We start from the raw sequence: 2,428 nt of genomic DNA, 5'->3' as shown, positions 1-2,428 counted from the left end.
GCCCTGGACTACCAATTCGGCGGCGGGGCGTGTCGAGGCGCCATCGTCGGCCAGCTATTGCAGGCACAGCATCTGGTAAGCATTCAGCTTCCTGCGGCGCGTTGCCTGTGAGCCGGGTTGGTCTGGGTGGAGGATGCGGCCATGTCTGTTGCGACTGTGGCCGTTGTGGATCCTGATCGTCATGCGCTGGTTATGCCTGATTGTGAGTGTGGGACTTGCCCGCCTACGTGGGCGCGGCGGCGGGGGAAGTCCCGGCGGTTTTCTGAACCGGTGACGCTGGTGGCGGCGCTGGAGCGGGAGCATGCGGTGGCGCGTCCGGGCATGGTGGAGCGGCACCGGGAGTGTGTGGAGCAGATGACGGGCGCGGCGGATCGGATGGTCGCGGTGACGGCGCGGGATGATCTGAGCCGGCCCGACGCCGGGCTGGCGCTGGTGATGTTCGCTGCCGAGTTGGCCTTTGCGGTGCGGGCAGATGAATATCGCGGTGAGCTGCCGGCGGGGTTGGTGACGGCTTGCGAGCAGGCCGTCACCGCGGCGACGCTGGCTGCTGGGGCGTGTCTGAGCGGGTTGGTGGAAACGATGCAGGTGCTGTCCGCGCTGGTGGGGTAGCGGCTGCGTGCGCTGGCGGTGTCATGGGCCGGTGGCCGTGGCGGGCAGTGGTGGTTTCCAGGGGCTGCCGGACAGCGCGTCGCGCAGGGCGGTCATGGTGTTGATGCCGCATTTGCGGGCGGTGTCGATGTAGCTGCGGATGTCCAACCGGTTCTGGGTGATGTCCTCGCTGGTCAGCCTGCCGGAGATTTTCTGCTGGGTCTTGGTGGGCCGCAGGTCCCGTTCGCTGATGTTGTTGGTGGGCCATACCCGGGTGTCGTGGCAAAATCGGGTCACGTCGGCTTGGCGGTCGCGGCAGAACTCCAGCAGGTCGCGGCCGGGGTGTTGGGCGGTTCTGGACTTGGGGCCGGGGATGCGGGGAAGCGTGACCAGCCCGGCCAGCACGGCGTGGCGGAACTCGCTGATCAGCGGGTCTCGCACGGCGGCGGGGATCTCGCCCAGCTCCTGCTGACGAGCGGTGTACCAGGCATGGATCAGGCCGCGCAACGCCCGCTGCGCCTGGACCGGCCAGACCGCGTCCGGCCAGGACTCGGTGGCGTCTTCGAAATCCCTGATCAAGTGGGCGAGGCAGACCTGGTGCCCGGCCAGCTGCGTCCAGCCCGGGTGGAAGTAGCACGCGTACCGGTCGTGCACCGCAACGCCAGCGAACGACGGGAGGATCCCGAACGCGGCAAACGAGCCCAGATCCCGCCCGCCGAGGTGGTAGGCGACCGCGGTCTCGGTCGAGCCGGACAGCACGTACTTCTTACGCCCAGCCGGGCCGGCTCGGATCACGGTCTCATCGAATCCAGCGACGGCGGCCAGCGTGACCGCGGTCTTGATCAGCGTGACGACCTCGCCGAGCATGGCTGCGCAGCGGGCCAGCAGGCCATGCACGAACCCGGTTGACGGCGCGGTACCTCCGGTCAGGTCCGCGATGAGCCGCACGCACCGCTCCACCGGTACATGCTGATAGACGATCAAGTAGACGACCAGGGCTTTCAGGCTCGGCCCGTAGCTGGACGGGGCCGCGGCCACGCCAGCCGGCAAGACCCCAACGTGCTCCCGGCCGCACCCGCACCGGACTCGCCACACCTCATGCTGGGTCACCTTGATCGCGATCTCGGGCAGGTCGTGCACCTGATGCGAGCGTTCCACGCGCACGTCCACAGCGGCGGTCAACTCCGCGCCGCACGCGCAGCAGCCTGCCGGACGGTGCTCCTTTGTCTCATCCGGCTCCGATACCCACCGCAACCAGCGGCCCTCGGCACCAGCCTGCTTGCCCCGGCCCCGCCGGGCCCCGCCATCCTCGCGCCGCCTGCCCTTCGGCTTATCCCGGCCCGGCAGCACGTCATCACTAGACGGCGGCAGCGACGAGTTATGCGAATTGCGGGAGATCATCCGTTCCAGCCACGCCACCCGGCGGGCCAACTCAACATTCTCCGCCCGCAGCGCCGCGATCTCCCGATCCCGCGCAGCACACGACACGCACCCAGCAGCAGGTGATGGCAGATCGGACACAAGCAACCATGATCACGACACGCCAACCACGATCAAGCCGACACGCTGAGCCAGAGCCACAAGGATCAACCGCATACCAACCAGCCACACCCAGATCCCGGGAAGCTGAATGTTTACGCCGGAGGGTGTTCAAGTCTGTGAGGAATGCAGTGAGCGCGCGGTAGTATGGCGTGATCGTGGTGGTGTCGACGTATTCGCGCGGACCGTGTTGACCGTCTCCGCCGATACCGAAGATAACGGCGGCAATGCCTCGTTGCCGGAAAAAACGCGAGTCGGCCGCACCATGTTTACGGATGATGTCGGCTCGATATCCTTGGTC

The 2,428-nt window shown here is 67.3% G+C and carries 2 protein-coding genes; one reads left to right on the top strand and one right to left on the bottom strand.

Annotation, left to right across the window (positions count from 1 at the left end; translation table 11 throughout):
* Positions 1-270 precede the first annotated feature (270 nt).
* Positions 271-609, top strand: coding sequence for a hypothetical protein (locus tag VFW69_RS20620; protein WP_526504037.1), 339 nt, complete (start codon positions 271-273; stop codon positions 607-609).
* Between the two features lie 21 nt (positions 610-630).
* Here VFW69_RS20620 and tnpC read toward each other — a convergent pair whose 3' ends face one another.
* Complete coding sequence (gene tnpC / locus VFW69_RS20615) at positions 631-2,076, bottom strand: IS66 family transposase (RefSeq protein WP_526504035.1); 1,446 nt, start codon at positions 2,074-2,076, stop codon at positions 631-633.
* Positions 2,077-2,428 lie beyond the last annotated feature (352 nt).

Origin of the sequence: Mycobacterium sp., assembly GCF_036273375.1 — a bacterium.
Taxonomy (GTDB): Bacteria; Actinomycetota; Actinomycetes; order Mycobacteriales; family Mycobacteriaceae; genus Mycobacterium.
The sequence above is the reverse complement of the archived record's forward strand: the minus strand, read 5'-3'. Positions and strand labels throughout refer to the sequence as shown.